Consider the following 24,689-nt stretch of genomic DNA (forward strand, 5'->3'; position numbering starts at 1 on the left):
GGGGTTGAGGCGGCGGGCGGCATCGACGGACGGGGCCAAGGGGCGGGGCTGATGATGGACGGAATGACCGGTGGCGCCCTGGCGGGCGTCGCACAGAGCGGGCTTGGGCTGCTGCTGCTGGTGGCGCTGGCCTGGATCATCGGCCGGATGCCACGTGGCGTGCCCTGGCGGGCGGTGGGCATCGGGCTGGTGGTGCAGGTGGTCATCGCGCTGGTGCTGTTGAAACTGCCACCGGTGCAACTGGCCTTCGTCTGGGCCAATCGGGGGGTGTCGGCGCTGGAAGCCGCCACCCGCGCCGGCACATCGGTGGTGTTCGGCTATCTGGGCGGTGGTGCGCCGCCCTTCGATGCGGTCACGCCGGCCAACAGCTTCGTCCTGGCCTTCCAGGGCCTGCCGCTGATTCTGGTGATCGGGGCGATTGCCGGGTTGCTGTATCACTGGCGGGTGATCCCGCTGTTCGTGCGGCTGTTTGCCCGGCTGCTGCGGCGCAGCTTCGGCGTCGGCGGCGCGGTGGGCGTGTCGACGGCCGCCAATGTCTTCGTGGGCATGGTGGAAGCACCGCTGTTCGTGCGCCCCTATCTGGCCCGTCTGACCAACCCCGAACTGTTCATGGTGATGACGGCGGGGCTGTCGACATTGGCCGGCAATATGATGGTGCTCTATGCGGTGTTTCTGACCGGCGTGATCGACGACCCGATCGGTCAGTTGCTGACCGCATCGCTGATTTCTGCCCCGGCCGCGCTGGTGGTGGCGATGGTGATGATGCCGGCCATGCCTGTCGCGACACCGGACGGTGTTCTTGCGGAGGACGTGGATGCGCCGCCTTCCGAGGCGTCGAGCAGCCTGGAGGCCGCGGTGGTGGGGGTGCTGAACGGGGTTAATCTTCTGATCAACGTGGTGGCGATGCTGATCGCCGGCATCGCGCTGGCGGCGCTCGCCAATATGGTGCTGGGCCTGGGCGGCGATATCGGCGGCGCGCCGCTGACCCTGGAACGCATGCTGGGCTGGATCATGGCGCCCATCGCCTGGGCCATGGGCATGAGCTGGACCGAGGCGCTGGCCGCGGCCCCCCTGCTTGGCACCAAGGTGGTGGTCAACGAACTGGTCGCGTTCCTGAATTTTGCCGCCGACCCCTCGGCCTTCAGCCCCAGATCGCGGCTGATCCTGACCTATGCCCTGTCGAGCTTCGCCAATATCGGCAGCCTGGGCATCATGATCGGCGGCATGATCGCGATGGTGCCGGAACGGCGCGCAGACATCGTGCGTCTGGCGCCGCTCAGCCTCGTTTCTGGCACGATCGCCACATGCATGACCGGCGCTGTGGTCGGGCTCGTGATGTGATGATCGCCTGCAGGTGTCGCCTCAACTGTTATAGCAGGAAATCCGACGCGGAGAGGGCCCCCGGAGCTGTGAAGTCGATGTTGAGGCGAAGGTCTGAGCCTTTGTCTCCGTCGATATCGAGGAGGATGGTTGCACCGGTTGCGGTTGAAATGACACGCACAGCGCCCGCGGTTCCATCGAAAGCGCCACCACCCAGATAGGTGAGGTGCGGCCCGGATGATGGCTGAATAGCGCTGAAGTCGATCAGATCCTGACCCAGGGTAAAATCGGCGATGGTGTCTTCGAGGTTATCGCCCTGGGCGACCATGCCGCGAGGGCTGTCGACGATCGAGAGATAGACGAAGCGGTCGGCGCCGCGTCCGCCATAGAGGAGGTCGCTGCCAGCCCCGCCCGTCACGACATCGTTGCCATCTCCGCCACGCAGGTGGTCTGCGCCGTTGCCGCCGAAGAGCTGGTCGTTTTCGCCCAGGCCGAAGAGGGTATCGTCGCCGTCGTTGCCATAGAGGCGGTTCGCTGCCGTGCTACCCCGAATGGAGTCGCCGTTGGTCGTATCGTTTGAGCCAGAGATGTTCTCGATGGAGACGAAGACATCGCCGGCTGCCCAGCCGCCTGTGCCGGTACCCGCGCCAAGGTCGAGGACAACTCTGCCTGTCGTATAGGCATAGGAGACGAGATCGCTACCAGCGCGACCGTCGAACTGGTTGGCATCGGCGTTGGCGCCGAGCCAGTCGTTGAAATTGGTACCGATGACGTTCTCGATCGACACCAGGATGTCGTCCAGCGCTTCGCCACGTTCCCCTCTGCCGGTTGCAAGGTCGACGGCGACCGATGCCGATGCCGCGGCAAAAGACGCGGTGTCATTGCCATCTCCGCCGTTCAGGATGTCAACACCCTGACCACCGAGAAGAAGATCGTCGCCGTTGCCACCGAACAACTGGTCGTTACCAGCCTGGCCGTTAAGCTCGTCGTTGCCATCATTGCCGTAGAGACGGTTGGCCGCGCCGTTACCTCGAAGGACGTCGCCGGTTGAGGCATCGTTGCTGCCAGATACGCTTTCTATGGACGTGAACGTATCGCCGTCGGCCCAACCGGATGAGCCAATGCCGGTGGCAAGATCGACGATGACAGCAGTTGGGGCTTCGGCAAAGGAGACGAGATCCGTGCCGGTGCCTCCATTGATATGGTGTGCGCCGGCACCGGCACCAAACCAGTCGCCATCAGCGGAGCCGACAACAACCTCAATCGAGGTCAGCGTATCTCCCAGAGCTTCGCCGCGCAGGCCTTGCCCGGTTGCGAGGTTGACGGCGATGGAAGATGGCGCTGCCGCATAGTCAGCCGTGTCGACACCGTCACCACCATCGAGCACGTCGGCGCCCTTTCCCCCGCGCAGAACGTCATTCCTCTGGCCAGCGAGCAAGACGTCGTCGCCCTCTCCCCCCACCATGAAGTCAGCGTCGTCCGAGCCGGTGAGTGTGACACCGGTGGTAGCGAGTACTGCATCCGTCGCTTCAAAAATGACGGCATCGGTCGCGTTTGCGGGGAGGACGACAACCTCTTTCGCACCACTCCCGAGCTCCATCGACGTGCCGTCCTGAGCCAGAACGGCATCCTGGTCCGGGCTGAAGCGATAGATCGCCCCGTTTTCAACGTCGATGATTGCGAACCGTATTTCCGGGGACGATGCACCATCAGGTTCGTAGTGATGTCTCACCAGAAGGCGCTGCCCATCGGGAGATGTATCGATAATCTTTTCGAGACTCTGAGGGCCCGAATCGGCGATGATAAACCTATAATGTGCTCTGTTGTCGTCATCCAGATTTACGGCATATAGCTGGATCTTGTTTCCAAATTGACCTGAGGTAACAAAAATTGAAGAGTCGGTTGAAAATGCAGCATTGTCCACATTTTCCTGTATCTCAATATAAAGCAGGCCCTCGTATCTTTTCTTCCCGATAGTGTCTATGAATCCGACATAATGGGTGACAGAGTCTTGATGATCATAACTATGCAATGTGTGGCTGATGATGCTTAATCTGTCACTACCATCAATAAACTTGATGTCGGTGAAGCCTGTTCTTTCTGTTAGATATGGATTGGTCGGGACATGGCTCGTCGTGCCTGTCTCAATATCTAGAATCAGTATATCACGATAGCCGATGTAAACATCACCAGAATAGCCTTCCACTGACCGTAAATCTAGTGGAATTGAAATGAAATTGCCGTCAGATGACACGCTCAGATCCTGAGCGCTCAGAAGCGTCGGAGATGTCACTGATAAATCTACTATACTTGAAATAGTCTCATCTGAGATATCGTATTTATATAAAATCGAATCGTTAGCAAAAAACACGTCGCCGAACTTTGACACTGAAACAAATTCCATGCCATCAAAGGCGGCATTATCATGAATGGATATTGTATCAGAATCTAAATTGTGGGACGTCAATGTCGTGCCATCGTTATGGATGACGAAGCGGCCGTCTTCCGATATCAGCGTGCTAGCCATGATGAAGCCTCAGATATTGCGGGGAGTTGGCGGAGCGGCGGGATCGCGCAGATCAATATCCATTACAGACATCACATTTGAAACTCCATGGGGAGTTCGGACCATGCAACGCGCCAGCGAATAGATATACTGACACAATATGCGCTAGATCGTTCGGGCGAATTTTGTCGGGTGAATTTTCATCTTAAGGTAGTGTCGCCTCGGTTGTTGGCGTTATTTGTACAGAGAGGGTATTCCCACTGACAGTGCCGCATCCGTAGGCAGGAGCAGATGGTCGTCGGCTGGCTGCTGGTTTTGACCTGTTCTCCGCGACTGCACCCAGTTTGCGGTAGAAACCGTCTCAGGAAGGAGACGGACCGACATGAAACGCAGCCGGTTCAACGAAGAGCAGATCATCGGCATCCTGAAGGAGCAGGAGGCCGGCGGGTCGGCGGCAGATGTGTGCCGCCGTCATGGGATTTCGAGCGCGACCTCCTACAAGTGGAAAGCCAGATATGGCGGATTGGAGGTGTCGGAGGCCAGGCGTCTAAGGGCCTTGGAGCAGGAGAACGTCCGGCTGGAGACGTTGCTGGCGGATGCGACGCTCGACAACGCCGTGCTGAAGGAACTGCCCTCAAAAAAAATGATAACGCCCACCGCCAGGCAACGTGCCGTCGCCCATGCCCGGGCATTGTTCGGGCTGAGCGAGCGCCGGGCGTGCCTGATTGTCGGCGTGTCGTCGTTCGGTATGGCTCGCGCCGCCCTGACGATACACCGGTCCGGGTGCGGTTGCGTGAACTGGCGGCCGAGCGTCGCCGGTTCGGCTTCCGGCGGCTGGGCATCCAACTGGCCCGCGAGGGCATGGTGATGAATCGCAAGAAGCTGCCGCGGCTGTACCGCGAGGAGAAACTGGCGGTCCGGCGTCGGACCGGCCGTCAGCGGGCACTGGGGACATGGGCGCCGATGGCGATCCTGTCTGGTCCCGATCAGCGTTGGTCGCTGGATCTTGTCTCAGATACCCTTACCGATGGCCGACGATTCCGTATCCTCACCGTGGTCGATGACCTCAGCCGCGAATGTCTGGCACTGGTCGCCGACACCTCGCTGTCCGGCGCCCGGGTGGCACGCGAGCTGGACGCCCTGATCATCCAACGTGGCAGACCGGGCACGCTGGTGTCGGATAACGGTACCGCGTTCACCAGCGCCGCCATCCTGCGCTGGTGCCGGAACCATTGCATGCAGTGGCACTACATTGACCCGGGCAAGCCAACCCAGAACGCTTTCGTGGAGAACTTCAATGGCAAGCTCAGGGATGAGTGCCTCAACGAGACGTTGTTCACCTCGGTGAACCACGCCCGGGCTGTCCTGGCCATTTGGCGCGACGATTATAACCACGTGCGACCCTACACCGCCCTCGACGGCGCCACCCTGGCAGAGGCCGCCGCCAGGTCATTCAGGCGCTTCGGGCATCACCAAAAGATCGGACTCCACCTCTGAGCGAATACAATGAGGGGAACAGGTCAGTTTGCACGTCTGGCGCCGCTCAGCCTGGTCTCGGGCACAATTGCCACATGCATGACCGGCGCCGTGGTGGGGCTGGTGAGCCTGTGAGCGGATATGACATTTTTCTCGCCAGGCAATCAATTTTCAGTTGATCGATGCCGTCGAGTCAAAATACCATTCTTCTAGTGATACCGGGGCATTGGCCATGATGGTCTGAAGATCAGATGTCCCGGCTCTGTATCTGCCGGAGTGGTGAAACTGGTAGACACCGGATTTTCGGCTTGCCGATTGTCTGACAGGACGTTCGCGTTCTTGCAGGTTCAAGTCCTGCCTCCGGCACCAATTTTCCTGCGCGCCCCATAAGACCGATGACGATGCGCCAGAACTGCGGCCATGTGCTGTTCTGGCGCTGCCGGACATGCCCGAGCGCGGGGCGCGCGCCTCCCCCCTTTGCGGATGGGGAGCGTGCCCGATGACCGATGCCGTCCTGGTCTTTCCGCCATCCTATTACCCCTGGTTCGTCGCCCCCGGCCTGTCGCATCTGACGGCGTGGCTGAAGGCGAAGGGATGGGTGGTGGCGCAGCGTGATGCCAACATTCCGGCCATCGAGCATGTCTTGCGCCCCGAGGCACTGGCGGCGGCTGGCGCGCCCGACCATATTCTGGCCGGTATCGGCCCGGCCCTGGCGACCATGCGCGACGAGGCGGCGCATCATGCGCTTGAGCCCTATCTGGCGGCGAAGCGCCTGATCGAGGAGGCGTCCACGATCATCGACGCCGCGGTGCCGGACACTTTCCTGATCTTCCGCAACACCTTGAAATACATCTCGGCTTACGATGCCCGGCGCCGCGAGGCGGTGATGGCGGCGGTCGCCGATCGCGAGAACCACCTGTTTCACGACTATTACCGGGACATTGAGGTACCGGCGATCGCGGCCCTGAAGCCGCGCCTGGTGGGATTGTCGGTCAACGATCACCATCAGTTGATCCCGTCGATGGTTCTGGCATCGATGCTGCGCGAGGCGCTGCCCGATACCCACATCACCATCGGCGGCAATCTGATCGCGCGATTGAAGACGACGCTGGAAGCGGACGATCCCCTGACGGCTGCCTTCTATACCGTGGTCGACAGCTTCATCCATCATGAGGGTGAACAGCCGCTGGCGGCCCTGCTGGAGGAACTGGTGCATGGGCGGGTTGCGAACCGGCCGGTGCCGCAGGTGATCCGCTTCGATGGCGCGCGGCCGGTATCGGGGCCGCCTTCGGTGCCGGTTCAACTCGACCAACTGCCGCGTCCCGACCCTGAGGCCTATCGGCCCTGGACGCCCGAGCCGGTGACGGCGCTGAACATCTATCGCGGCTGCTATTATTCCGGCATCTGCAGTTTCTGCGATATCAATGAAGGCTATGACACCGTCGTTCATGAACGCCAGGCCGACGGGCAGGTGAAAGTGAAGTTCCGCAAGCGCCTGCGCCCGATGGCTCAGGTTGCCGAGGATCTGGCGGTCTGGCATGGCGAGACCGGGCGCCGCACGTTCAGCTTCACCGATGAATGGTTCCGGGTATCGGAAATGCTGGAACTGGGCGAGCATCTGGCGGCGCGGGGCCTGAGCGATATTCACTGGGAGGCCTATGCCCGGTTCGAGCGCGCCTATCTGGATGCCGACACCTGCGTTCAGGTGCGCGAGGCTGGCGGCCGGTTCCTGCAATTCGGGCTGGAGAGCATCGCCCCCGCGACCATCAAGGCGATGAAGAAGGGCAACACGCCCGACGACTATGCCCGCAGCCTGGCCAACACCACGGCGGCGGGTATCTGGAACCATGTCTTCTTCATCGTCGGCTATCCAGGCGAGCCGATCCACCATGTGCTGCCGCTGTTCCGCTTTCTCACCGACCGCGGGCGCGATGTGCTGACGGTGAAGCCGACCCGGTTTCAACTGGCGCGGCGCGCGCCGCTGATCCACAGCCCGCCTGAGGGCATCGAGGTGATGCCGGAAGCGGATTGGGATCTGTTCATCAACATCCCGTTCCAGTATACGCAAAGCTGGTGGTGCCGGCGGTGCCGCACCGAGCTTGACGCATCGGCGATGGTGATGAAGCAGGGCCGGCCGAAATGCGCCGCCTGCAATAGCTGGGCGGAGCGCTGGGCGCCGCTCAGCCGCAAGGCGGTGGATGGCATCTACACCCTGTCCGAGGTGCTGTGCGAACGTCATTGGTCGCATCCGGCGACCAGCCTGTTTCCCTATGTGGCGCGACTGTTCCTGTCGGAAGACGAAATGACCGGCTTCGCCGACCGGTTGCCCAGGCTCTCGACGGTCGACGCGCCGGCAATCGACCAGGCACTGGTGAAGGTGCGCGGCGCGCTTGCCCGCGAGGCGGAGATGATCGACGGCATCGGCCGGGTCTATGCCGATGGCGGGCTGACGCTGCCCAAGAAATTCGAGGACTATGACGATTTCCTCGACCATTGCATGGCGTGGACCGAGGCGGCGGCGGCCTGACCGGGCCTGCCGGCTCAACCGGCCGGGCGGTCGAGACATGCCGCGGCCAGTCGGACCAGCTCGTCCTCAAACGCCGGGTCCGACAGCAGCTCCGGCCGTTCCAGAAAGGCCGCGCGGACCGCGCCCAGCACCGCCCGGGTCAGGGTGAAACCGGCGATGGAGGTGAGGCCGCCGCCGAGGCGCGGGTCGGGTCGTGCGGCCAGTTGCCGGTCGATCTCCGCGGCCGGGCCTGTGTGTTCACCGGCCAGACCCGACGCGACATGCAGCCCCATCACCACCCGGCGCAGCGCGGGATCCTGCCGGTGCAGCGCGATCAACGCCCGCACCACCGGCCGGACCGGCGATGTCGTGCGGTCGGCGAGCGCTGCCTCGATCACGGCCGCGACATGGGCGGTGTCGGCTGCCAGACGCCGCCGTGCCAGCGCCACCACGATTGCCTCCTTGCCGGGGAAGTACTCATAAAGCGAGCCGATCCCGACCCCGGCCAATTCGGCGACGCGATTGGTGGTCAACCCCGCGAGCCCGTCTTCGCGAATGATCCGAGTTGCGGCTTCGAGAATCGCCTCCACCAGATCGACGGCGCGCGACTGACGGGGTGATTTCCGGACCTCCACGGCGGGTCGCGATCGTCTGGTCATCCCTGCCTGCCCCTCGTCTGAACCCGAGTATCCGGCCGTCAGTACCGGCCTCTATCATAGCGGAAGGTCTTGCGGCAGGGGGAGGGGACGATGTGGCGGATCGCCGTTGGCATGGTTGTCTGGCTGGTATCCCCGGCAGGTGCCGGACATGCGGCCATGCCGGCGCAGGACGGCGCGGCGTGTCATCCTCCGGCGCAGATGGCCGACGGGCTGCCGGTTGCTCTCGGGGAGGCAGGTGCTCTCGGGGAGGCAGGCGCCTTCGGGCAGACTGACGGATTGTGCCGGGTTCTCGATGCCATCCAAGATGGCCCGGCGGCGGTGCACGCGGTTCTGGTCGCCCGCGGAGGGCGCCTGATCGCCGAGCTGTACCGTCGGGGCGACGACCGCTCGCTCTATGATCTCTGGTCATCCTGCGCCGATTTCGGCCCCACCGATCGCCACGACATGCGGTCGATCAGCAAGAGCGTGGTGGCATTGGTTTATGGCAGCCTGCTTGCCCGCGGCGAGGTGCCAGACCCGTCGGCAAGGGGGGTTGCATCCTTTCCGGATGAGCCGGACTTCGCCGACCCCGGCCGCCGGGCGATCCGCCTCCGCGACCTGCTGACCATGTCGACCGGGCTCGACTGGGACGAGCCGTCGCCGGTGCGTCGGGCCGCGCATAATGACGAGACGGCACTGATCTGGAGTGCATCCGCGTTCAGGACCGTCTTTGCCCATGAGGTGGTGGCAGCGCCCGGCGCCCGTTTTGTCTATAGCGGCGGCGCCACCGCCGTGCTGGCCGAGATCATGACCCGGGCGACTGGGCGATCCCTCACCGATCTGGTGGACGAGACGTTGTTCCGGCCGCTCGGTATTGTGGATTGGGCCTGGGTCGAGAACCTGCATGGCATGCCACTGGCCGCCGCCGGGCTGCGCCTGCGGCCGCGTGATCTGATGAAGATCGGCCTGATGATGCTGGATCATGGGCGCTGGCAGGGGCGTTCCATCATCCCATCCGCCTGGATCGACGAGATGATCACGCCCCGCATCGAGGTGGGGGTGCGGCTGGATTATGGCTATCAATGGTGGCGGCAGCAGGTCACGTGGCAGGGCAGGGCGTTGCCGGTGGTGGCCGCGATCGGCAATGGCGGGCAGAGGCTGTTTCTGGTGCCCGACCTGGACCTCGCCGTCGTGACCACGGGGGGCGCCTATGGCGATCCCGCGATCGGCCCGGTGCTCGACCGGTTGCTCCGCGATGTCGTCGACACGATCGGTGGGGCGGTGCCGGCTTCTTGATTGGTCGACGTCGGCTTTCCGCTCGGGCACTATGCGCGGACGGGCGTTTTGAACGAACGTCTGAACGATAGAGCCGCCGCGCATCTTCCGGCTGGGCACCCGGGTTCCGGCAGGGCACCCAGGCGTTCGTCGGGCGGGCCGAGGCGGCCGCCCAGCGGAGGAATATCCGTCGATGACCGCCGAACCCTTCGATCTGGCCCGGACAGAGGTGCTGGATCGCCTGACCGTGTATCTGGAACGGGCGGTGCCCGGCTTCCGTGGCCCGATCCGCCTGCACCGGTTCACCAACGGCCAGTCGAACCCGACCTTCCGGATCGATACCGATGGCGGGTCTTATGTGCTGCGCAAGCAGCCGCCGGGCACCCTGCTGCCCAAGGCACACCAGATCGACCGTGAATTCCGGGTGCTGTCGGCGCTGGCCGATACCCCTGTGCCGGTGCCCGCGGCCGTGCATTACTGCGCGGATCCGGGCATCGTCGGCACGCCGTTCTATCTGATGGGGCATGTTCAGGGCGCGACCTTCGGCGATCTGATGCTGCCGGCGCTGTCGCCCGGGCAGCGCCGCATGGTGATGATCCGGCTGATCGAGACCCTGGCCGCCCTGCACAGCGTGAATGTGAAGGCCGTCGGGCTGGGAGATTACGGCCGGCCCGGCGGCTTTTATGAACGCCAGATCGCGGTCTGGACGCGGCAGTATCGTGCCGCCGAGACCGATCGGATCGAGGGCATGGAGGCGCTGATCGCGTGGCTGCCGGCCAATATGCCGAAAGACCCTGAACGCACCACCCTGGTGCATGGCGATTTCCGGCTGGAGAACTGCATCGCCGCCGAGGACGGATCGGCCATCCGCGCCGTGCTCGACTGGGAGTTGTCGACGCTGGGCGAGCCGCTGGCCGATCTGGGCTATCACCTGATGCATCATTACATGCCGGCCTCGGAATTCGGCGGCTATGTCGGCGTCGATACGGCGGCGCTTGGTCTGCCGGACGAGGCGGAGCTGCTGGATCTCTATGCCCGGCTGACCGGCCGGCCGGCGATCAACGACTGGACCTTTCATGTCGCCTTCGCGCTGTTCCGGTCGGTCGGCATTCTTCAGGGCGTCTATGCCCGCGCGCTGCAGGGCAATGCGTCGTCGCCCTATGCGCTGGAACGCGGCCGCAAGGCCCGGCTGGTCGCCGATGTCGGGCATGCGCTGATCCGCACCCGCGGCTGACGCGCCAGGACGGGCTCGTCTGCCACTTCTCATCTGTCACTCCAGGGACAAGACCACACCCATGACCACCACCACGACCACCAATCCGTTCGATATCACCGGCCGTGCCATCCTGATCACCGGTGCCAGCCAGGGCCTTGGCGCCAGCTTCGCCCGCACGCTGGCGGCCCATGGCGCGCGCTTGGTGCTTGCCGCCCGTCAGGTCGAGAAGCTGGCGGCGCTGGAAGCCGAAATCACCGCGGCCGGCGGCGAGGCCGCGTCGGTGGCGCTGGATGTCACCGCCGGATCGGCCGCGATCGATGCGGCCGTCGAAGAGGCGACGCAGAAGCTGGGCGGCCGGCTGGACGTGCTGGTCAACAATGCCGGCGTCGCGGTGTCGAAACCGGTGCTGCAACTGACCGAGGATGATTGGGACCGCACCGTCGACACCAATCTGAAGGGCGCCTTCCTGGTGGCGCAGGCGGCTGCGAAGCGGATGGCGGCCGGCACTGGCGGCAGCATCGTCAACATCGCATCCGTGCTCGGCCTGTCGGTGATCGGCAATCTGGTGCCGTATTGCGCGTCGAAGGCCGGCATGATCCACATGACCAAGGCCATGGGGCTGGAACTCGCCAAATCGGGCGTGCGGGTCAACGCCATCGCGCCGGGCTATATCGAGACCGACATCAATGCCGATTTCTTCGAGACCGAGGGCGGCAAGCGGCTGCTGCGCAAGGTGGCCCAGCGGCGCCTTGGTGCCGCATCGGAGCTGGACGGCGCACTGCTGCTGCTGGCATCGGATGCCTCCAGCTTCATGACCGGCGCGGTGCTGGCCGTGGACGGCGGCTTTACCCTGGGTTAATCTCGCCGCCCGGCACACGAGCCCGAGGTTCCGATACATGGCCCGCGCGCATTACAGCTATTTTCACCCCTTCGAGATCCGGTTTTCCGAGGTCGACATGCATGGCCATGTCTTCAACGGCCGCTATCTGGATTTCTTCGACACCGCCGTGACCGGCTTTCTGATCGCGCGCGGCTGCGACGAGATCCTGTCGGTCGACGGTGCCGGGAATGGGACGGGGACGGCGGATGCCGCGGCGCCGGTCTATTTCGTGCGGCGCGCAGGTGTCGAGTTTCTGGCCCCTGTGCGCTTCCGCCAGCGGGTTGAGGTGGGGGTGGGTATTGCCCGCATGGGCCGGTCATCGCTGTCCTTCGCGCTTGAGGTTCATGGCGAGGGCGAGGATGCGCCCCGCGCGCGCGGCGAGATCGTCTGGGTGGCCGTCGACCGTGCCACCGGCCGCAGCGCCGAACTGCCGGCCAGCCTGCGCGACAAGCTGGCCCCGGCCCTGCTGCCGCAGGACGCGGGCCCCGCATCCGGCGGCGCATGACCGGCCGGTCAACCGGCCGGGCGCTGGTCTTCCGCCAGTTCGGCGACCCGGCATCGGTTCTGGCGCTGGAGCCGCAGGCGATGCCGGTTGCGGGCGCTGTCGACGCGGATGCCGCGGTGATCCGCATGTCGTGCCGGCCGGTCAACCCGTCGGACCTGATCCCGATCACCGGCGCCTATGCCCATCGGGTGATGCCGCCGCGCATTGCGGGATATGAGGGCATCGGGCTGGTCGATCAGGCGCCTGCCGGCTGTGGTCTCGCCGTGGGAGACCGCGTTCTGCCACTGCGCGGTGGCGGCACCTGGGCCAGTTTCGTGGTGGCGCCGGCGCGATACTGCGTTCCGGTTCCGGCGTCGATCGACGATGAGGCCGCCGCACAGGCCTATATCAATCCGCTGACGGCCTGGGCGCTGCTGGTCGATGATCTGGCTTTGCCACGAGGTGCGGTGATCGCGATCGATGCGGCCGGATCGGCGTTCACGGCGGTGGTCCTGGCCCTGGCGGCCGATCATGGCTGGTCGGTGGTGGCCGTGACGACGGCGCCGCAGCGCACGGCCGGCCTTCTGACGTCTGGCGCCGCCGCTGTCGTTGTGGTTGCGCCAGACGATACTGCGGCGGATCTGGCTGCGCGCATCCGCCGGGCCGCGGGGGGCGCGATCGATGCCGGGCTCGACGCGGTCGGCGGCATGATCGGCACGGCGGTGGCGTTGTCTGTCTCGCCGGGCGGGGCATTTCGTGTCTATGGTCTGCTTTCGGGCCTGCCACTTCCGGCAGCCCTTGCCGGACAGGTGGCGGGCGGGGTAACAGTAAGACCGTTCTGGTTGCGTCACTGGCAGGATCAGGTAACGGTGGACCGCTGGTCCGAGGGCTTCGCCTGGACCTTCGATGCCCTGGCGCGCCGCCGGCTGACCCTGTCGGTCGCCGAGGCGTTTGGCCTGGATGACTGGCAGGCGGCGCTTGTCGCGGCCGCGCGTCGTGACCGCCAGGGCAAGGTGCTGCTGTCAGGTGGCTGAGCTGACCCAAGCGGAGTGCCCGTCGATGCCCGGTGACGGACCGATGCCGGATGTGCCGGCGCATGATGACCCGGCGATGAACACCATGTTCGCCGGCTTTCTGGCGCAGGCGCGCCTGAGACCCTCGGCCGAGGCCGTGGTGCTGGGGGCGGCCCGCATCGACTATGCGCGGCTGCGCACCCGGGGGCTTGCGATCGCGCAGGCGGTTGCGGCGCTGCCGCCACCCGGTGCGGCGGCCCGGGCCATCCGGCCGGCGCGTCTGCGACCGCTGAAGGTCGTGGCGCTGATTCTGGACAACCGGCTGGAATTCGTCGAAGCCTTCATCGGCACGGTGATGGCCGGCGCGGTGGTGCTGGTCATCGATCCCAAGCTGACGCCGGAACAGGGGCAGGGCCTGCTCGACACTCTGCGTCCGGATCTGTTGATCCACGATCCTGCGGTGGCCCCCTGGTCGGGGAGCCATGATGCCGGTGCCGCAGCCGGCGGTGTTCTGGTCGTCACCGGTGGCGCCGACTGCGCCTATCGGCGCTGGCGCGACCGGGCGACGGCACGGCTGGGCCCCGGGGACGGGCCGGCGCGTATCGATCCATCGACCCCGTTCCTGATCGCCACCACCTCCGGCACCTCGTCGGCACCCAAGGCCTTTATCCGCGATCATGCGTCCTGGGCCGAAAGCTTCCGCAACAGCATCGCCGAATTCGGCGTGATGCCGGGTGAACGGGTGCTGGCGCTGGGGCCGCTGGTCCATGGCCTGTCGCTCTATGCCACCATGGAGGCGCTGGCCGCGGGGGCGACGGCGGTGCTGATGCAGCGTTTCGATGCGGTGCGCGCCGCCGAGGTCGCGTCGGCGGAGCGAGCCGATGTGATGGTGGGGGTGCCCACCATGTTCGACACGCTGGCCCAGGGGCTTGAGGCGGCCGGCAGCCGGATTTCCAGTGTCCGGGCCATCGTGTCGGCCGGCGCCAAGCTGCCGCCGGCCATGGCCGCGATCCTGCGCGCGGCGCTGCCACGGGCCGAGATCCAGGAATATTACGGCGCGTCGGAACTCAGCTTCGTCACCCTGGCGCGCAGCAGCCGGGGCGATCCGCCGGAATCGGTCGGTCGGGCCTTTCATGGTGTGTCCTTGCGCATCGTCGACCCCGATGGCCGGCCGCTGTCGGCGGGCGAGGTCGGCCGGATCGATGTGCGCAGCCGCATGGTGTCGTCCGGCTATATACTGGGTGGCGAGGATGGCAGCGGTTTCCTGGCGCTCGACGGCGGATGGTATACGGTCGGCGATCTGGGCCGGCTGGACGATCAGGGCCGGTTGTACATTCTGGGCCGCGCCGGCGGCATGATCATCAGCGGTGGCCTGAACGTCTATCCGGGTGAAGTGGAGGCGGCGGTGCTGTCGGTGCCCGGCATCGCCGAGGCGTTGGTGTTCGGCGATCCGGACCCGCATTGGGGCCAGCAGGTGGCGGTGGTGTTGCGGGGCGAGGGTGAGGCCGCGGCCGATCTCCATGTCCTGCGCGCAGCACTCGACGGCCGGCTGGCCCGGCACAAGCAGCCGCGCCTGTTGTGGCGGATCGGCGACTGGCCGCTGGCGACCAGCGGCAAGATCGCCCGGGGCCGGGTGCTCGACATGCTGGGTGCCGGCAAGCTGGGCGCGCCGCAGCGGCTTCACGAGCCCATGGCACCAGGTGCGGCGCGCGAACGCGCCTGAAGCATCGCGCGAACGTGCCTGAAGTATCGGCCGGCGCGAGCCCTGCCTGTCCTTATCTCTACCGATCCACCTTGTCCTCTACCGACCCCCGCATATGTGGAGCTTTTTGCGCCACAAAGGGTTAGGTCCGTCATCGCCCGACGGGCCGGCGCGGCATTTTTGTGCCCCGCCATTGACGCCTGATGACTGACGATTTATCTCTTTCGTCAGGGATCAGTCTTTATCCCGCCTCACAAGGCTGGGGCATGACGATCACGAGGCAGTACCCCCAATGTCCCTTCGCACGGATCACGACGAAACCCGGGCCCGCATCGCCGATGTCGCGGAAGAGCTGTTCCGCCGGCTCGGTTATGCCAAGACCACAGTCGCCGATATCGCATCGGAACTCGGCATGTCGCCGGCCAATGTCTATCGCTTCTTCCCGTCGAAGAGCGCGATCGTTCAGAACATCTGCTGCCGCTTTCTCGACGAGGTGCGCGAGCGATGCGATGCGATCGCCGGCCGGCCCGAGCCGGCATCGGTGCGGATCGAGGCCATGGTGCTCGACATTCTGGGCTATCACCGCCGGATCGTGCTGAGGGAACAGCGCATACACGACGTGGTTCTGGTCGGCATCCGCGAGAACTGGGATGCGATCATGGCGCATAAGGAAGACATCCGGGCCATCATGGCGCGCATTCTGGCCGACGGCGCCGCGAACGGCGAGTTTCCCGGTCTGGACGCCGATGATGCCGCAACCGCGCTGATGAATGCCGGCAACCGCTTCTGCCATCCGGTGATGATCGCCGATGGTCTGGATGACGACCTCGATACCGAGGCGCGGCGCATGCTGCGCTACATGTTTGCCGGTTTTCGGGCCGGCGTCGGGGCGTTCTCGCCCCCCTCGACGTCCCCGCATCCGCAAAACGCCTGATGGCCCGCCGGACCGGTTCCGGCAGCCAAGGAGCCCGAGACGATCATGACGCGCTTCCGCCCCTCCAGTCACCCGACCATCCGCCTGGCATTGCATATCCGGCGTCCGGCAATGGCCGCGACGCTGCTGGCCGCGGCTCTGGCCCTTGGCGGCTGCAAGGAGCCGACCCGTGCCGATGCCCCGCCGCCCGAACGGCCGGTGCGGGTGGCGACGGTCGCCTATACCAACGCCGCCGAGACCCGCGATTTCGTGGGGGTGGTGCGGGCGCGGACCGAAAGCGCGCTGGGCTTCCGGGTGGGCGGCAAGCTGGTTGAGCGGCCGGTCGACGTCGGCGACCGGGTCACGGCCGGTCAGGTGGTGGCAAAGCTCGACCATACCGATCTGGGCCTTCAGGTCGCCAGTGCCGAGGCCGAGCTGTCGGCGGCGCGGTCGAGCTATGCCCAGGCGAAATCCGACGAAGCCCGCTATGCCAGCCTGCGCAGTCGCGGCTTCGCGCCGGTTGCGGAATATGAGCGCAAGAAATCGGCGCTCGACGCTGCCGCCAGCCGGGTGGAACAGGCGCGCCGGTCGCTCGATCTGGCCCGCAACCAACTGGATTATGGCGATCTTCAGGCCGATGCCGATGGCGTGGTGGTCTCGGTGGGCGCCGAGCCGGGGCAGGTGGTCGCCACCGGCCAGACCGTGGTGACCATCGCCCGCGATGGCCCGCGTGAGGCCCTGGTCGCTCTGCCGGAAGCCTGGCTTGCCGAAGCGCGCCGTGCCGAGGCGACCGTCAGCCTGTGGGCCGAAGGCGATCATCGCTATGCGGCGACACTGCGCGAGTTGGCGCCGCAGGCCGATCCGGCGACCCGCACCTATGCCGCGCGGTTCGAAATTCTGTCCGATGACGATGCCGCACCGGCGCTGGGCATGACCGCGACCGTCACCCTGGCGCTGCCGGGCGAGGGCCCGGTGGCGCGCCTGCCGCTGGCGGCGGTGATGAACAACGGCCAGGGCCCGGCGGTGTTCGTGGTCGATCCGGCCACCTCGACCCTCGACCGGCGGCCGGTCGCATTGAAGGGGTTCACCGAGGATGTCGCCATGGTGCAGAGCGGCCTCGATGCGGGCGAGCGGGTGGTGACGCTGGGCGTGCATCAGCTGCGCGAAGGCGTGGCCGTCCGCGTCCTCGACGGCGGCTGACCGCCCCTGCATCAGCCCGATGCCGGCCGGCGCCAAGCGGCGGGCCGCTCCCAGACAGATTCCGCGGCGTTCCGGCCCGCGACACCATCCGAGGCCATGATGACCGAAGAGACACCGGGCGGCTCGCGCCCGGAGACCGGCGAGACGCCAGAGCGCTCCGGCGAGGGATCACCGCGCGACGGTGGCGGGTTCAACCTGTCGGCCTGGGCGATCAATCATCGCGCTCTTGTGCTGTTCCTGATCCTGATCCTGGGCATCGGGGGTTTGTGGTCCTATACCCAGTTGGGGCGCGCGGAAGACCCGTCCTTCACCATCAAGACCATGGTGGTCTCGGCGCGCTGGCCCGGTGCCACCACGCTGGAGATGCAGTCTCAGGTCGCCGACGAGATCGAGAAGAAGCTTCAGGAACTGCCGCATCTGGAACGGCTGGATACCTATTCCCAGCCCGGCGCCAGCTTCATCCAGGTGACCCTGTCCGACAGCACCCCACCGGGTGACGTCAAGGATCTGTGGTATCAGGTCCGCAAGAAGGTCGGCGATATCGGCAACCGCCTGCCCTCCGGCGTGCTGGGGCCGTTCTACAACGACGAATATGGCGACGTGTATTCGGCGCTGTACATGATCACCGCCGACGGGCTGGATCCGGCAGCGCTTGAGAAAGTGGCCGAGCATATGCGCTCGCGGCTGCTGAAGGTGCCCGACGTTACCAAGGTCGATGTCATCGGCGTGCAGGATCAGCGGATCTGGGTGGAATTCAGCCACACCCGGCTTGCGACGCTGGGCATCACGCCCGAGGCGATCTTCGACAGCGTCGGTCGGCAGAATGCGGTGTCGCCTGCGGGATCGGTCGATACCACCGCCGACCGCATCCATCTCAGGGTCACCGGCGCCTTCGATGCCGTGGAGCGGATCGCCGCCACACCGGTCGAAGCCAATGGGCGGGTTTTCAGGCTGGGCGATGTGGCCGATGTCCGGCGCGGTTTCGAGGATCCGAGCGACTTTCTGGTTCGCCAGGGCGGCAAGCCGGCGCTGGGCGTCGGCGTCGCCATGGAGGATGGCGCCAACATCCTGACCCTGGGCGAGAACCTGACCGCCGCGATGGCCGCCATCCGCGCCGAGCTGCCGGTGGGCATCGATGTCGAGCAGATCGCCGACCAGCCGCATGTGGTGGAAGACTCGGTCGCCGAATTCGTGAAGGTGTTCCTGGAGGCGCTGGCGATCGTGCTGGCGGTGAGCTTCCTGTCGCTGGGGCTGCGCACCGGCATCGTGGTGGCGCTGTCGGTGCCGCTGGTGCTCGCGATCGTGTTCCTGGTGATGTTCGCGATCGGCATGGACCTGCACCGCATTTCGTTGGGCGCGCTGATCATCGCCCTGGGCCTGCTGGTCGACGACGCCATCATCGCCATCGAAATGATGGTGGTGAAGATGGAGCAGGGCTGGAGCCGGGCGCGCGCCGCCACCTTCGCCTGGACATCCACCGCCTTTCCGATGCTGACCGGCACCCTGGTGACCGCGGCAGGCTTTCTGCCCGTCGGTTTCGCCAAGTCCAGCTCGGGCGAATATGCCGGCGCGATCTTCTGGGTGGTCGGTATCGCGCTGATCGCATCGTGGTTCGTGGCGGTGATCTTCACACCCTATCTGGGCTTCAAACTGCTGCCGGATTACTCAAAGAAGAAGCATCACAACCCTGATGCCGTGTACGAAACCCGGGTCTATCGCATCCTGCGCCGGATGATCGCATGGTGCGTGGGACATCGCATCCTGGTGATCCTGATCACGGCGGCGCTGTTCGCCGGCGCCGTCTTCGGCACCAGCAAGGTGCCGCAGCAGTTCTTCCCCACCTCGACCCGTCCGGAGCTGTTCCTGGAACTGCGGATGCCGGAAGGCACGGCCATCGGCGTCACCGATGCCGCCGCCCGGACCGCCGAACAGCTTCTGGTCGGTGACGACGATATCCAGTATTACACCACCTATGTCGGTCAGGGCTCGCCGCGCTTCTGGCTGGGGCTGAACCCGGTGCTGCCCAACACCGCCTTCGCCCAGATCGTGATCCTGACCCGCGACACCGAGGCGCGTGAACGGGTGAAAGCGCGGCTGGACACGGCATTGGAAGCGGGGGCCGTTCCAGAGGCGCGGGCACGTGTCGACCGGTTCGTGTTCGGCCCGCCGGTGGGCTTTCCGGTCCAGTTCCGCGTGGTCGGCGACGACCCGCTGAAGGTACGCGATTATGCCTATCAGGTCCGTGACATCATGTTGCAGAACGACAAGGTGGTCGATCCGCATCTGAACTGGAACGAACAGCAGAAGAGCCTGCGTCTGCAGGTGGATCAGGACCGGGCACGGGCGCTGGGGATGACGCCGTCCGATATCTCGGAAACCCTGCGTACCCTGCTCGACGGCCGCACCATCACCCAGTACCGCGAGGGTAACGACCTGATCGACGTGGTGGCCCGCGCGGTGCCCGATGAACGGCTCGACCTCGACCGGCTGCCGGCCTTGACCATCGCCAGCCGCAATGGCGTGGCCGTGCCGCTGGATCAGGTGGTGCGCATCGACTATGTGTTCGAGGAACCGATCCTGTGGCGCCGCAACCGCGAGATCGTGCTGACCGTGCGCGGCGACGTGATCGACGGCGTGCAGCCGCCGGATGTCACCAATGAACTGCTGCCGGCCCTGGCCGATCTGAAGGCATCGCTGCCGGAAGGCTATCGGATCGACACCGGCGGCGCGATCGAGGAAAGCGCCAAGGCCAACAAGGCGATCGCCGCGGTCATGCCGGTGATGCTGATCGTGATGCTCACCATCCTGATGGTGCAGGTGCAGTCGTTCTCGCGGCTGTTCCTGGTGATCCTGACGGCACCGCTGGGCCTGATCGGGGCGGTCGGCGCGCTGCTGGTGATGAATGCGCCGTTCGGCTTCGTGGCCTTGCTGGGCCTGATCGCGCTGGCCGGCATGATCATGCGCAACACGGTCATCCTGATCGACCAGATCGAAACCGATGTCCGCGCCGGCCATGCCCGGTCGCGTGCCATCGTCGACGCCACGGTGCGGCGCGCGCGGCCCGTGGTGCTGACGGCCGCCGCCGCCATTCTGGGCATGATTCCACTGTCGAGCAGCGTGTTCTGGGGGCCGCTGGCGCTGACTATCATGGGCGGCCTGCTGGTCGCGACCGCGCTGACGCTGCTGGCGCTGCCGGCGATCTATGCGCTGTGGTTCCGGGTGCCGCGCGCCGAGGTGACGCAGACGGTCGCCGAGGAGAACAGCCATCACAGCTGAGACAGGCGGGATGCGGCGTCTGATATGATGCCGGGACATCGACGACAGTGGTGCGCCGTCATCGATGTCCCGGAACATTCTTTGGTGTCAGGGGTTGAGCGGTTGATCGGGTAGACTGAAAGGCCCGTTCAAGGAGGCTCATCCATGACCGTCAGCATGTCCGGGACCGGACACGCCACCTCATTCGTCGAGTTGCGCCGAATTGTGGCCGGCTTTCAGGGGCCGCTTCCGGGGCGAAGCCTGTTTCAGATCGCGACGTCCTTCGGCGGATTTTTTGCCAGTTGTGCCGCCATGTATCTGTTGCTTGACCTGTCATACTGGCTGAGCCTGCTGCTGGCACCCCTGGCCGCCGGGTTCCTGGTGCGCATCTTCATCATTCAGCATGATTGCGGCCATCAATCCTTTTTCCGCAACCGTATCGCGAACGACATCTGCGGCATCGCCTGCAGCCTGCTGACCCTGACACCCTATCTGTCGTGGCGGCGCCAGCATGCCGGACATCATGGCATCTGGAACGATCTCGACCGGCGCCAGAGCGGCGCCGACATCTATTCGTCCTGCCTGACGGTGGGTGAATATCAGGCGCTGTCACCCCGCGCCCGGCGCTGGTATCGGGTGACCCGGCATCCGCTGGTGGCCAATCTGCTGCTGCCGCCGCTGATCTTCATCCTGCTCTATCGTCTGCCCTTCGACATGCCGCCTGCCTGGCGCGCCGAGCGGCGGATGGTGCACGCCACGACGCTCGGGGTCGCGGCGATCCTGATCACGCTTGGCCTGACGGTCGGGTGGGGGGCGACGGTTGCGGTGCAATTGCCGGTGATGGCGCTGGCGGCGATCATCGGCGTCTGGCTGTTCGCGGTTCAGCATCGCGGCGAGACGGTCATCTGGGCGCGCAATGCCGCGTGGAGCCATGGCACCGCCGCCCTGCGCAGTTCGACCTGGCTGGATCTGCCACGGGTTCTGCAGTGGTTCACCGGCAATATCGGCTTTCACCACGTCCATCACCTGAACCCGCGGGTGCCGAATTACCGGCTGGAGGCCTGTCATGCCCGGATCGCGGCGCTTTCGGCGGTTCCGCCGATGTCGTTCCGGGCCGCGATGCGCAGCCTGCGCTATAATCTGTGGGATGAAGATCGGGGCCGGATGGTGACGTGCCGAGAGGCTGAACCCGATCGCGATGCCAAAGCGGCCGGGTGACGGGATCCGGCTGGTCCAGGGGATGCCGCGTCAGCTTTCTGCGGCGGGTGATCGCGCCTGATCGCGCGCGATGGCGGCATCCAGTTCCTGCGGGTCGATGGTGATCATCTGGCTGAGGCCGGGGCGCGACGGCAGATCGAGCAGGGCCGATATCCGGCGATAGACCGGAAATGACAGCGACGGGACCAGTTCTTCTTCAATCTCAATCCGGTAGGCACCGGCTGGCAGTGGATGATCGAGGCCGGGAATGGTCGCCGGATGAAGAAAGGTCACCGTGCTCTGGGTGATGCGGGTGGTCATGGCCGGCGATGTCCCCTTGTTCGGCGCCGCCGGAACGACCGCGCCGCGCTACAGGTGGCCACATCCGCGCCGGCATCAATGGCTGCGGCCCGTCTCGGGCACCCGTCCCACAAAGAAAGCCCCGGTGCCATCGCCGGCGCCGGGGCTTTGAGGTACTGCTCAGGCGGAGCAGGGATGAGAAAGCCGGTCAGCCGGCGCCGGACAGGCACCCGCTGAGCGACGTGGCCAGCCGCTCCATCAACGCAGGGTAGGCGTCGGCGCCGGCCGTGATGTCGGTGCCGATCGGATCGAGCACGGCACTGCGGGCCGCGGTGCCTTCGGTCAGGGTTTTCACCAGCCGTGGATCGAATTGCGGCTCGGCGAACACGCAGACCACGCCGCCCTCTGTGATGCGCGCGCGCAGTTCGGAAATCCGTCGGGCGCCGGGCGGCTGCTCGGGGTTCAGCGTCACCGACCCGGCGCCCGCCAGACCATAGGCGGATTCGAAATACTGATAGGCATCGTGGAAGACAATATAGGGCTTGTCCTTCACCGCGGCCAGTTGCTGCGCCAGCCGCGCATCAAGAGCCTCCAGCCGGGCATCATAGGCGGTGGCGTTGCGGCGATAGGTGTCGGCATGTGCCGGGTCCGCCTCGGCCAGCACGGCGGCGATGCGGGTGACCATGGCGCGGGCATTGGCCGGCGACAGCCATGCATGACCGTCGATCATGCCGTCTTCGTGCTCGTCATGCCCGTCATGGTCATGCCCGTCATGGTCATGATCGTCATGGTCATCATGTGCGTCGGCATGAGCGTCATGGTCATGGTCGTCATGCTCGTGATCCTCGCCCTCATGGCCTTCATGGTCATGCTCATGCGGCTCCCACACGCCGCCTTCCCGCACTGGCAGCGTCTTCACGCCCGGGGCATCGACCATGGCGATCGTCCGGGCATCTTTGGCCAGGGTGTCGATCACCCTGGGCATGAAACTCTCGACACCGGGGCCGGCCCAGAACACCAGCGAGGCGCGGTCCAGAACCCGTGCATCCGAGGGCTTCAACGCGAAATCATGCGGGCTGGCGGCGCCCTGCACCAGCAGCCGGGGCTCCCCCACACCCGCCATCACGCCTGTGACCAGGGCGTGAAGCGGCTTGATGGTGGCAACGACGACGGGTGCGTCGGCAGCAGCCGCGCCAGCTCCCGTCAGTGCCATGCCCGTCAATGCTGTGCCGCAGAACAACAGGGCCGCTGCGGTGCTGCGCACCGGGTTGCGCTTCGCCATGGTCAACATGCACTCCAGATCGGCCACAGGGCTGGCAATGCCCCCGGCATCGATATAACATAACAGTTCACGGCCACAGATTACGGAATGTTATAGCGTAGCGCAAGATGGCAGATACCCCCACGACCCACGATCATGACCCGGCCCCCCATCACCCCGGCCGGCACGGCGACGCCTTTCCCGGAAATGACCACGATCACCGGGCCTGTGTCGCCACGGCACTGGATCTGGCGGAACGGGTCTGCGCCGCCAATGGCGCGCGGCTGACCGATCTGCGCCGCCGGGTTCTGGAACTGGTGTTGCAGGGGCATGAACCGGTGCGCGCCTATGACGTGCTCGACCGGCTGAAGGACGAACGCAGCGGTGCGGCACCGCCGACGGTTTATCGGGCGCTGGATTTCCTGCTGGAGCAGGGGTTGGTGCACCGCATCGAGTCGATGAATGCCTTTGTCGGCTGCGGGCTGGCCGGGCGGGTGCATAGCGGCCAGTTCCTGATCTGCGACCGGTGTGGCCGCGTGGCGGAACTGAACGATCGCGACAGCGCCGACCGGCTGGCAGCCGTGGCAGCGGAAGCCGGCTTCATTGTCCAGCGACAGATGGTGGAACTGCACGGGCTCTGCGCCGGCTGCGCCACGCCGGCGGATATGAAGGCAGGTGTGGCATGACCGCGGCCGCCCATCGTCCTGTGGCAGCGGTTGCAGACGGTGTCGATCCGGCGCTGCTGGTCGATATTCGCCGGTTGGTGATCGCGCGCGACGGCCGCCGCCTGCTGGATGGCGTCGATCTCGCCATCGCGCCGGGGCGGATCATCAGTCTGATCGGCCCCAATGGCGCGGGCAAATCGACCCTGGTCAAAGTGGCCCTGGGGCTGATCGCGCCCGACGAGGGCACGGTGCGGCGGCGGCCGGGCCTGCGGATCGGTTATGTGCCGCAATCACTGGCGGTGGACCGCACCCTGCCGCTCACCGCGCGCCGCTTCATGACCCTGGCCGATATCCGTGGCCGCCGGGCCACGGCCGCCGAGATTGCCCAGGCGCTGGCCGAGGCGGGGGCCGAAGGGCTTGAGAACCGGTCCTTCCACAGCCTGTCGGGCGGCGAGGCCAAGCGGGTGATGCTGGCCAGGGCCTTGTTGCAGGCGCCCGATCTTCTGGTGCTGGACGAAGCCGCCGCCCATCTGGACATGCCCGGCCAGATCGCCTTCTATCGCACCTTGCGCACGATCCGCGACCGGCGCGGCTGCGGCATCCTGCTGGTCAGCCATGATCTGCATCTGGTGATGTCGGCGACCGATCACGTGCTGTGCCTGAACGGCCATGTCTGCTGTTCGGGCCATCCCGACGATGTCAGCCGCGACCCGGCATTCCTGGCGCTGTTCGGGCCGATGGGCGCCGAAGCGCTGGCGCCGTATCACCACGCCCATGACCATGTTCACGACCACGTCCATATCCATGGGGCCGGCGCCGCCGACGACTGCACCGCCGGTTGCCGGCAGACCGGCTCGACCCATCCTCATTCATGACCGGCAT

General features: G+C 65.7%; 18 protein-coding genes, 1 tRNA gene and 1 pseudogene. 16 read left to right on the plus strand and 4 right to left on the minus strand.

Annotation, left to right across the window (positions count from 1 at the left end):
- Window positions 1–63 precede the first annotated feature (63 nt).
- The gene (locus tag WG924_RS01525) at window positions 64–1,341 is read left to right on the plus strand and encodes a NupC/NupG family nucleoside CNT transporter (protein ID WP_345931052.1); all 1,278 of its coding nucleotides are present in this window, start codon (window positions 64–66) and stop codon (window positions 1,339–1,341) included.
- A 28-nt stretch (window positions 1,342–1,369) separates the two neighbouring features.
- Here the strand turns inward: WG924_RS01525 and WG924_RS01530 are convergent, their stop codons facing one another.
- Window positions 1,370–3,847, minus strand: a complete 2,478-nt coding sequence (locus WG924_RS01530; protein WP_345931053.1) for a calcium-binding protein — start codon at window positions 3,845–3,847, stop codon at window positions 1,370–1,372.
- Between the two features lie 361 nt (window positions 3,848–4,208).
- On the opposite strand from WG924_RS01530, the pseudogene WG924_RS01535 reads away from it, so the two are divergent.
- From WG924_RS01535 to WG924_RS01545, 3 genes and pseudogenes are all read left to right on the plus strand, one after another.
- Window positions 4,209–5,323, plus strand: a pseudogene (locus tag WG924_RS01535) (IS3 family transposase).
- Between the two features lie 249 nt (window positions 5,324–5,572).
- Window positions 5,573–5,671, plus strand: a tRNA-OTHER gene (locus tag WG924_RS01540).
- 130 nt (window positions 5,672–5,801) lie between these two features.
- The gene (locus tag WG924_RS01545) at window positions 5,802–7,829 is read left to right on the plus strand and encodes a B12-binding domain-containing radical SAM protein (protein ID WP_345931054.1); all 2,028 of its coding nucleotides are present in this window, start codon (window positions 5,802–5,804) and stop codon (window positions 7,827–7,829) included.
- Between the two features lie 14 nt (window positions 7,830–7,843).
- On the opposite strand, the gene WG924_RS01550 is transcribed toward WG924_RS01545, so the two are convergent.
- Window positions 7,844–8,467 carry a TetR/AcrR family transcriptional regulator gene (locus WG924_RS01550; protein ID WP_345931056.1) on the minus strand — a complete coding sequence of 208 codons (624 nt, stop codon included), beginning with the start codon at window positions 8,465–8,467 and terminating at the stop codon, window positions 7,844–7,846.
- A gap of 318 nt (window positions 8,468–8,785) precedes the next feature.
- On the opposite strand from WG924_RS01550, the gene WG924_RS01555 reads away from it, so the two are divergent.
- From WG924_RS01555 to WG924_RS01600, 10 genes are all read left to right on the plus strand, one after another.
- Window positions 8,786–9,742 carry a serine hydrolase domain-containing protein gene (locus tag WG924_RS01555; RefSeq protein WP_345931058.1) on the plus strand — a complete coding sequence of 319 codons (957 nt, stop codon included), beginning with the start codon at window positions 8,786–8,788 and terminating at the stop codon, window positions 9,740–9,742.
- Between the two features lie 172 nt (window positions 9,743–9,914).
- On the plus strand, window positions 9,915–10,955 hold the full coding sequence (locus WG924_RS01560; protein WP_345931059.1) for a phosphotransferase family protein: 1,041 nt from the start codon (window positions 9,915–9,917) through the stop codon (window positions 10,953–10,955).
- Window positions 10,956–11,016: 61 nt separating this feature from the next.
- Window positions 11,017–11,796 carry an SDR family NAD(P)-dependent oxidoreductase gene (locus WG924_RS01565; RefSeq protein WP_345931061.1) on the plus strand — a complete coding sequence of 260 codons (780 nt, stop codon included), beginning with the start codon at window positions 11,017–11,019 and terminating at the stop codon, window positions 11,794–11,796.
- Between the two features lie 37 nt (window positions 11,797–11,833).
- Window positions 11,834–12,322 carry an acyl-CoA thioesterase gene (locus WG924_RS01570; RefSeq protein ID WP_345931063.1) on the plus strand — a complete coding sequence of 163 codons (489 nt, stop codon included), beginning with the start codon at window positions 11,834–11,836 and terminating at the stop codon, window positions 12,320–12,322.
- Window positions 12,319–13,335 (plus strand): zinc-dependent alcohol dehydrogenase family protein, encoded by a 1,017-nt coding sequence (locus WG924_RS01575; RefSeq protein WP_345931065.1) that lies wholly within the window; start codon window positions 12,319–12,321, stop codon window positions 13,333–13,335. The genes WG924_RS01570 and WG924_RS01575 overlap by 4 nt, the downstream gene beginning before the upstream one ends.
- Before the next feature lie 25 nt (window positions 13,336–13,360).
- Complete coding sequence (locus WG924_RS01580) at window positions 13,361–15,037, plus strand: class I adenylate-forming enzyme family protein (RefSeq protein WP_345931067.1); 1,677 nt, start codon at window positions 13,361–13,363, stop codon at window positions 15,035–15,037.
- A 271-nt stretch (window positions 15,038–15,308) separates the two neighbouring features.
- Complete coding sequence (locus WG924_RS01585) at window positions 15,309–15,950, plus strand: TetR/AcrR family transcriptional regulator (protein ID WP_345931069.1); 642 nt, start codon at window positions 15,309–15,311, stop codon at window positions 15,948–15,950.
- 45 nt (window positions 15,951–15,995) lie between these two features.
- Window positions 15,996–17,129, plus strand: coding sequence for an efflux RND transporter periplasmic adaptor subunit (locus WG924_RS01590; RefSeq protein ID WP_345931071.1), 1,134 nt, complete (start codon window positions 15,996–15,998; stop codon window positions 17,127–17,129).
- Between the two features lie 99 nt (window positions 17,130–17,228).
- Window positions 17,229–20,405, plus strand: a complete 3,177-nt coding sequence (locus WG924_RS01595; protein ID WP_345931073.1) for an efflux RND transporter permease subunit — start codon at window positions 17,229–17,231, stop codon at window positions 20,403–20,405.
- A gap of 144 nt (window positions 20,406–20,549) precedes the next feature.
- Window positions 20,550–21,602, plus strand: a complete 1,053-nt coding sequence (locus tag WG924_RS01600; RefSeq protein ID WP_345931075.1) for a fatty acid desaturase family protein — start codon at window positions 20,550–20,552, stop codon at window positions 21,600–21,602.
- A 30-nt stretch (window positions 21,603–21,632) separates the two neighbouring features.
- Here the strand turns inward: WG924_RS01600 and WG924_RS01605 are convergent, their stop codons facing one another.
- Entirely contained in the window at window positions 21,633–21,902 is a 270-nt protein-coding gene (locus tag WG924_RS01605; protein WP_345931078.1) for a hypothetical protein, read from the minus strand.
- A gap of 187 nt (window positions 21,903–22,089) precedes the next feature.
- The gene (gene znuA / locus WG924_RS01610) at window positions 22,090–23,163 is read right to left on the minus strand and encodes a zinc ABC transporter substrate-binding protein ZnuA (RefSeq protein ID WP_345931080.1); all 1,074 of its coding nucleotides are present in this window, start codon (window positions 23,161–23,163) and stop codon (window positions 22,090–22,092) included.
- 107 nt (window positions 23,164–23,270) lie between these two features.
- On the opposite strand from znuA, the gene WG924_RS01615 reads away from it, so the two are divergent.
- The gene (locus tag WG924_RS01615; protein ID WP_345931081.1) at window positions 23,271–23,828 is read left to right on the plus strand and encodes a transcriptional repressor; all 558 of its coding nucleotides are present in this window, start codon (window positions 23,271–23,273) and stop codon (window positions 23,826–23,828) included.
- On the plus strand, window positions 23,825–24,682 hold the full coding sequence (locus WG924_RS01620; RefSeq protein WP_345931082.1) for an ATP-binding cassette domain-containing protein: 858 nt from the start codon (window positions 23,825–23,827) through the stop codon (window positions 24,680–24,682). Before WG924_RS01615 ends, WG924_RS01620 begins: the two co-directional genes overlap by 4 nt.
- Window positions 24,683–24,689: the final 7 nt, after the last annotated feature.

The organism is Tistrella arctica, from assembly GCF_039630945.1.
GTDB classification, from domain to species: domain Bacteria; phylum Pseudomonadota; class Alphaproteobacteria; order Tistrellales; family Tistrellaceae; genus Tistrella; species Tistrella bauzanensis.